The organism is Natronospira sp., from assembly GCF_007134575.1.
In the GTDB taxonomy this organism is placed as follows: domain Bacteria; phylum Pseudomonadota; class Gammaproteobacteria; order Natronospirales; family Natronospiraceae; genus Natronospira; species Natronospira elongata.
Genome location: NZ_SLKM01000079.1, coordinates 1 through 7,384, shown reverse-complemented (window position 1 = coordinate 7,384; position 7,384 = coordinate 1). Strand labels below are relative to the sequence as shown.

At 60.6% G+C, this 7,384-nt stretch carries 8 protein-coding genes; 3 read left to right on the top strand and 5 right to left on the bottom strand.

Annotation, left to right across the window (positions count from 1 at the left end; translation table 11 throughout):
- From ACJWXQ_RS03225 to ACJWXQ_RS03215, 3 genes are all read left to right on the top strand, one after another.
- On the top strand, window positions 1–477 hold a 477-nt coding region (locus ACJWXQ_RS03225; RefSeq protein WP_406672130.1), incomplete at its 5' end, for an AMP-binding enzyme.
- Window positions 449–1,588, top strand: a complete 1,140-nt coding sequence (zapE, locus tag ACJWXQ_RS03220; RefSeq protein WP_346051913.1) for a cell division protein ZapE — start codon at window positions 449–451, stop codon at window positions 1,586–1,588. The genes ACJWXQ_RS03225 and zapE, both read left to right, overlap by 29 nt.
- A gap of 30 nt (window positions 1,589–1,618) precedes the next feature.
- Window positions 1,619–2,107: a DUF4826 family protein gene (locus ACJWXQ_RS03215; RefSeq protein WP_346051911.1), complete on the top strand. Its 489-nt coding sequence runs from the start codon at window positions 1,619–1,621 to the stop codon at window positions 2,105–2,107.
- 115 nt (window positions 2,108–2,222) lie between these two features.
- On the opposite strand, the gene ACJWXQ_RS03210 is transcribed toward ACJWXQ_RS03215, so the two are convergent.
- From ACJWXQ_RS03210 to ACJWXQ_RS03190, 5 genes are all read right to left on the bottom strand, one after another.
- Window positions 2,223–4,712, bottom strand: a complete 2,490-nt coding sequence (locus tag ACJWXQ_RS03210) for an acyl-CoA dehydrogenase (RefSeq protein WP_406672129.1) — start codon at window positions 4,710–4,712, stop codon at window positions 2,223–2,225.
- Window positions 4,713–4,754: 42 nt separating this feature from the next.
- Window positions 4,755–5,054 carry a hypothetical protein gene (locus ACJWXQ_RS03205; protein ID WP_406672128.1) on the bottom strand — a complete coding sequence of 100 codons (300 nt, stop codon included), beginning with the start codon at window positions 5,052–5,054 and terminating at the stop codon, window positions 4,755–4,757.
- 8 nt (window positions 5,055–5,062) lie between these two features.
- Complete coding sequence (gene maiA, locus ACJWXQ_RS03200) at window positions 5,063–5,725, bottom strand: maleylacetoacetate isomerase (protein ID WP_406672127.1); 663 nt, start codon at window positions 5,723–5,725, stop codon at window positions 5,063–5,065.
- A 164-nt stretch (window positions 5,726–5,889) separates the two neighbouring features.
- Window positions 5,890–6,870, bottom strand: coding sequence for a fumarylacetoacetate hydrolase family protein (locus ACJWXQ_RS03195; RefSeq protein WP_406672126.1), 981 nt, complete (start codon window positions 6,868–6,870; stop codon window positions 5,890–5,892).
- Between the two features lie 199 nt (window positions 6,871–7,069).
- A partial coding sequence (locus ACJWXQ_RS03190; protein ID WP_406672125.1) for a homogentisate 1,2-dioxygenase domain-containing protein occupies window positions 7,070–7,384 on the bottom strand: 315 nt, incomplete at its 5' end.

The following is a 7,384-nucleotide window of genomic DNA, read 5'->3' as shown; positions in this document are numbered from 1 at the left end:
GACCGCTTCGACAATGTCTGGTGCCACGGCGATTACGCTGAACTGACCGAGCGGGAGACCATGGTTATCTACGGTCGCTCGGACGCTGTTCTCAATCCCGGGGGTGTTCGCATCGGGACTGCCGAGATCTATCGGCAAGTGGAGAAAATGGACGAGGTAGTGGAATCCATTGCCGTGGGTCAGAACTGGAAAGACGACCAGCGCGTGGTGCTATTCGTGGTACTCAAGGAAGGCCTGAGCCTGAACGATGAACTGGCGCAACGCATCCGCAAGACCATCCGCGCCAATGCCACTCCGCGACATGTACCGGCCAAGATCCTTGAGGTGCCAGCCATTCCCCGCACCGTGAGCGGAAAGATCGTGGAACTGGCGGTTCAGCAGATCATTCACGGCGAGGACGTGAAGAACAAGTCAGCCCTCGCCAATCCGGAAGCATTGGAACATTTCCGTGAGCGCCCAGAGCTTGCCCAAGACTGAGTTGGAAACAAATGGCGGGAACAGCCCACTGGCTCGCTGGAAAGCCGACCTGGCTGCGGGTTTCGAATATGACGCCGCTCAGGAGCAGGCGGTTGAAGCCCTGGATGAGCTGCACCATGCCCTTTGCCAACACCGGCCAGGCTGGCTGGAGAGGCTCAGGAGCGGCCTGTTCGGTCCATCCCGGGATCTGAGTCCTGTCACCGGACTTTATCTCTGGGGTGGCGTGGGCCGTGGCAAGACGCACCTGGTGGACCTGTTTCACGACAGCCTGCCCTTCCCACAGAAGCGGCGGCTTCATTTTCATCGTTTCATGCGCCAGGCCCATGAGGGCCTGAAACGATTCGGAGACCGTCAGGACCCCCTGGAAGCCGTGGCCGATGAAGTGGCGCGGGATACGCGAGTGCTCTGTTTCGACGAGTTCTTCGTCTCGGACGTCGCCGATGCCATGATCCTGGGCACGCTCATGGGGGCCTTGTTCCGTCGTGGTGTCACCCTTGTGGCAACCTCCAACATTCCCCCCGACCGTCTTTATGAGGGGGGCTTGCAGCGGCAGCGCTTTCTGCCGGCCATCGATGCCATCAAGCGCCATACCCGGATCATGAACGTGGATAGCGGGGTGGATTATCGCCTTCGTGTGCTGGAGAAGGCGGAGATCTATCATGCCCCCCTGGACGCGGAAGCCGATGAACGCTTGAGGGACAGCTTTTCCCGTCTTGCCCCCGACGGCCGATACGACCTGGACTCTCTCGCCATCGAGGGACGGGAAATTCCGGTCATCGCCGACGGCGACGGCGTTGCCTGGTTCGATTTCCCGGCACTGTGCGAAGGCCCGCGAAGTCAGAATGATTACATGGAGCTGGCCCGCGAGTACCACACGGTCCTGATCGCCAATGTACCGGTGATGGACAGAACCAGGGAGAATGCGGCCCGCCGCTTCATTGCCTTGGTGGATGAATTCTACGATCGCAACGTGAAGCTTATTGTTTCCGCTGAAGCGGAACCGGAAACCCTCTATCAGGGGCAACGGCTGAGATTCGAATTCCAACGGACGATCAGTCGGCTGCAGGAAATGCAGACACGTGAATATCTGGCCCTCCCCCACCTGCCTTGAAGGGAGGGCTCCAATCAGGAGTGAGATGTAATGCCTCATGATGAAATGACGCCCCAGCAGCGGGAGCAGTTGACCCGATGGGTGGAATCCGTTTGCCAGGATCTGGCGCGCCGTCTGGTGCAGCGTGAGATCCTTGGCAAGGACACGCGAGTGGAGAGCCGCTGGGTCTGGCCTGGCAGGCTGGTCATTGGTGTGGCTTTCGAGAAATCCAATCCGGCGCAGAGCAAACTCTGGGTCGTGGGCGGCGAGCAGATCACGCCTGACTTTGTTGCCCTGAAGGTGGCCCGCAATCCCCGTGAAGTTGCCCGGCACCTTGCCCTCGACTGGCAAGCCAAGGGTGCACGGCTGGCCAGTGCCGGGGACGCGAAGGAAGGTGAGGAGCAGGGCCAGCTCGACTGGGGCTCCATGGATCAGTCCCTGCAGGAGCAGGCGGAACTCATGTACGCCCTGGCCGAGGATGACAATATGTGGCCGAATCTCGAGGACGAGCCAGGCGCGGGGAGCGACCGGAAGGATTGATGGAGACCGAGGGGCGAATTGGCAATCAATTCGCCCCTCGGCGGTTTCGGCATAAGCGGCTGCTAACGGGCACGCCCCTATCCAGCCATACAGTCAGTCTCTTTATAGACTCACCCTAGCCCATTCCGGCCACACGGCTGCCTTCTTCCCGCATCAGACCCAGGCTGTCGAACTCATCCACCCGGATGGCTTCGCGCCGGGCCTGTTCGGTCCGCTCCAGCAACTCGGCCTCTTCGGCGGTAATGAGTTCCTTGGCAAGGGCGGTCTTGATCATGGTTTCGTAATCGGCGCCGGGTTCACCCAATTGGCCCTTGCGCGCCGCCTTTCGCAGCTTGCGCCGAAGCTTGCCGGTCTCAAGCATCAGCGCCAGGGCGCGATCCAGCACCGCCATCCGCTCATCACCGTCGGCATCGGGAAGATACATTCCCTGGCTCAAGGTGTCGCGAACCTCACCCGGCCGACTCACCTGAGCAGCCAGACTGCGCTGCCTCTCGTCGGCCACGGACCGCCAACGGCGACCCACCGGGAACGCGAGACGACGGATAAACCAGCCAATGGGCCCGCCGACGTTATGGGACAGTGTCTCGAAGGCCACGTGAATGCGATGGAGACTGTCTTCCAGGCTCCACAACATGGCGTCACGTTCCGCCTCGGGATAGCCACGGTCATGGCCATGCTTGAGCACGGCGGAGGCAAGGTAGAGCTGGCTCAGGGCATCGGCCATTCGACCAGAGAGCTGTTCCTTGCGCTTGAGCTCACCTCGATAGCTCAGCAGCAGGAGATCCGAGATGATGGCAAAACTGGCGGATGCGCGATTCAGGCGACGGTAGATCCGCTTCAGTTCTCTCGGCGTCCCGCCTGGAACCTTGCTGAAACGACCATCGCTGATGCCCAGCAGAATCGCTCTCAGTCCATTGCGGATACCGTGGGCCAGATGACCACTGAAGGCCTGGTCGAAGGCCTTGAGCGGGTCACCGGCTACCTGGCCCTGAACCGCGTTGAGCTCATCCAGCAGATGGGGATGACAGCGAATGGCGCCCTGACCAAAGGTGATCAGGGTCCGGGTCAGGATATTATGGCCTTCCACGGTGATGCCAATGGCGGGGAAACGCTGGAGCTGACCCAGGGGATTGCGCGGCCCAAGACAGACGCCGGCACCGCCGTGGATTTCCACGGCATCATTCACGGCCTCACGGGCACGCTCGGTCATGTTGTATTTCATGATCGCGGAGATCACCGAGGGCTTGTGCCCCTCATCCAGCGCGGCGAGGGTAACCAGGCGGGCGGCATCCATGGCATAGGTGTTCCCGGCCAGGCGGCCCAGCTTTTCCTGGATGCCTTCAAACTCGGCAATGGCGACACCGAACTGCTCACGCACCCGAGCATAGGCACTGGCCAGTCGCAGACTGGACTTGGCAGTCGCCGTGCTCAGGGCCGGCAGGGAGATGGCCCGGCCGTCGGTCAGGCTTTCCATCAGCATGCGCCAGCCACGCCCCACGAACTCCCGACCGCCAATAACGTTGGCCAGGGGCACGAAGACATCCTTGCCGCGAACCGGCCCGTTCATGAAGGACATCTGATTGGGGTCATGACGTTGACCGGTCTCCACCCCCGCCGCGGTGGCCGGCACGAGCGCCAGGGTAATACCCAGATCCTTGTTATCCCCCAGCAGACCTTCTGGATCGTAGAGACGGAAGGCGACACCCAGGAGGGTGGCCACGGGACCGAGGGTGATGTAGCGCTTGTCGAAATTGAGGCGGATCCCAAGCACCTCTTCGCCATCATCATTCTTGCCGCGACAGATAACGCCACTGTCCTGCAGCGAGCCGGCATCACTGCCGGCGTCGTTGCTGGTCAGGGCAAAACAGGGAATTTCTTCGGCCCGGGCAAGGCGGGGAATATAGTGTTGCTTCTGACTGGTGCTGCCGTACTTGAGCAGCAGCTTGGCAGGCCCCACGGAATTGGGGATCATCACAGTCAATGCGGCGCTAATGCTGCGTGTGGCAATCTTCATCACCACGGCCGCATGGCCGTACTGGGAAAAGCCCAGCCCACCATATTCCTTGGGAATGACCATGCCGAAGAAGCGCTCTTTACGGATCAGTTCCCAGGCTTCAGGCGGCAAATCCCGATCCACATTATCGATCTGGTAATCGTCCAACAGGGCACAGAGTGCTTCCACCGGACCATCCAGGAATGCCTGTTCTTCCTCGCTGAGTTTGGCCGGCGTATATCGGAGCAGAGAATGCCAATCCGGCCGACCGGTGAATAGCTCGGCATCCCACCAGGTACTGCCGGCCTCCAGGGCCGCCCGCTCCGTCTCGGAGATTTCCGGCATGGCACGGCGATAGAATGCCATTACCGGGCGGACCAAGAGCAGACGGCGCAGCGGCCCCAGCAAGGCAACCAGGGCAGGCAGCAAGACCAGGACCACGGCAATACCCAGCGACAGCGGACCGGGATTGGCAAAGTGGACAAGGCCGGCCGCCGCGGCAAGGGACAGAGGCGCCCAGACCCATCGATTGATGGAGAACAGAACACTGCCAAGCAGCAGAAAGATCAGCAGGGCCCACCAAAGGGATTGTTCAGCAAGATAGGTTTCCATTCATCCATACTCCGGCAACACGCACGTGGCGCAGATTGCAATTCAGGTTTCATCCCCGTCGTCATCGCCCCGCCAGATCAACCGCCCGCGACGGGCCTGACGGATTCCCAGGGCGAGAGCGATAAAGCCCATCAAGAGATAGGCGACCGCCGGAAACAATACGGCATAACCCGAGAACTCCTGCCCGAGAATGCTTGCCCGGGCCAGTTCCGGCTGCTCCATTCGAACCGCCGGCAGCAGGCTTTCGGTGAGGATGAGAGCAGCCGTGTAAAGCAACAAGGCCGCGGCAAATACTGCCATCAAGGCACCGGAGAGGCTGAGAATCAGACCACTATGCCGCATGGGGAGCCTCAGTTGCTGCCCGCCGTGCCCACGGCGTCCGGCTGGGCTTCCGGTGCCGACGCCCGAAAGGCATTGAGTTCACGACAGGCCTCATCGATTCGGCGCAGGGTGGGATAGGCATCCAGCGGAAAATCGAAGCGCCGCGCATTGTAGAGCTGAGGCACAAGACAGACATCCGCCAGCGTCGGCGAATCACCATGACAGAAACGCCCGGTGCGGCCCTCATTGGCAAGCCGACGCTCCAGGGGTTTCAGACCCTGCTCCAGCCAGTGGTGATACCAGCGGGTCTTCTGGCGGTCGCTGACGTCCAGTTCATTGCTCAGGTACTGCAACACCCGAAGGTTGTTCAGGGGGTGCACCTCACAGGCAATAATCTGGGCCAGACTGCGAACCCGCGCGCGTTCCACCGGGTTGGACGGCAACAGCGCCGGCTCCGGGTGCTTCTCCTCCAGGTATTCGAGAATGGCCAGTGACTGGGTTATCACATGACCACCATCCACCAGTGTTGGCACCAGGCCCTGGGGGTTGATGGCGCGATACTCGCCCTTGTGCTGCTCACCACCGTCCTTGACCAGATGCACGGGCTCCTGCTCACAGCGAAGGCCCTTCAGGTGCAGGGCAATGCGAACCCGGTAGGCGGCGGTACTGCGCCAATAGGTATACAGCTTCATCCCGGCCCTCCGATAGAGAGTGAACAGTTCCCAGTGAACAGGCTCGCCGTGCAATCACGGCTTGTCTACTGTTGACTTCTAAGCCTTGAGTGTGTGCTGCCCTGCCGAAGCGGCACGGCAAACCCGTGGGCACGGCCTGCTGTTCACTGGGCACTGTTCACTGTTCACTTATACTCTTCCACGGTCTGCTCGATGGATCCGAAAATGGAGTTGCCATCGGCATCCAGCATTTCAATCTTGACCGTATCACCAAAACGCATGAAGCCGGTCTTGGCTTCGCCTTCATTGATGACTTCCAGCACATTCTTCTCGGCCAGGCAGGAAGAACCGAGAGATTCGTCCCGGTTGGCAATGGTGCCGGAGCCCACCAGTGTGCCGGCGGCCAGCGGCCGGGTCTTGGCGGCGTGGGCCACCAGGCGGGCGAAACTGAACTGCATGTCCACGCCACAGTTCGGACGCCCGAATTCCTCACCCTTGTAATGGGTAATCAGCGGCAGATGGACCTTATAGCCTTTCCAGGCCTCACCCAGCTCATCCGGGGTGATGGCGACCGGGGACAGGGCCGAACGCGGCTTGCCGTGAATGAAGCCAAAGCCCTTGGCCAGTTCGGAGGGAATCAGCTTGCGCAGGGAGACATCATTGAGGATCAGGATCAGCTTGATATGCTTGCCGGCCTCTTCCTCGGAGACACCCATGGGCACATCATCCACGATCACGCCCACTTCGGACTCGAAATCGATGCCGTAATCTTCGCTGGCCACCCGAATGGGATCCCGCGGGCTGTCATAGCCGTCGTTGACGGCCTGATACATCAGGGGATCATCCAGAAGCTGGGGCGGCAGCTCGGCACCACGGGCCTTGCGAACACGCTCCACGTGGGGCAGATAGGCGCTGCCATCCAGAAACTGGAAGTTGCGTGGCATCACGGCATCCACGTCATCCTGCTTGAAGGCAAAACTGCCTTCGGCCTTGCCGGCCTCTAGCTCATCAGAGCGGGCCTTGAGCTTCGACTCCACATTGGCCCAGTCTTCCAGGGCGGCCTGCAGAGTCGGGGCAATATCACTGGCCTTCACGGCCTGCTTGAGGTCACGGCTGACGATGATCAGCTCACCATCACGACCCTTTTTCAGGGATGCCAGTTTCATTTGGAAAACTCCTTTCAGTTGTTTTTAAGCTTCGAGCGGCAAGCTTCGAGCGGCGAGCTGGCCGTGCAAGCTCAAAAGTGATTCTTCATAGCTCGACGCCTGCATGATCTGCGATTCGGGGCAACGAGCCAGGCGCAATCATTGCCTGCTCGCCGCTCGCTGCTCGCTGCTCGCTGCTCGCTGCTGGCATTTCACGGCCTCAGGCCTTGAAATGCTTTTTAAGACCTTTCCAGCAGTCCTGGTAGTTCTTGTGCAGGGCCGGGCTGTCCATGGCCTGTTTCGTAGGCCTGTAGGTAAGACAGGTCTCGAACATGAAGGCCATGGTGTCTTCGATCTTCTGCGGCTTCGAGGTATCGGCTGCGGTGGCCTTCTCGAAGCTGCCGGCGTCCGGCCCGTGGCCGGACATGCAGTTGTGCAGGCTGGACCCACCCGGTGCGAAACCGCCTTCCTCATCGGCTTCCTTGGCATCGTATTCGCCATGAATGAGCCCCATGAACTCACTCATGATGTTGCG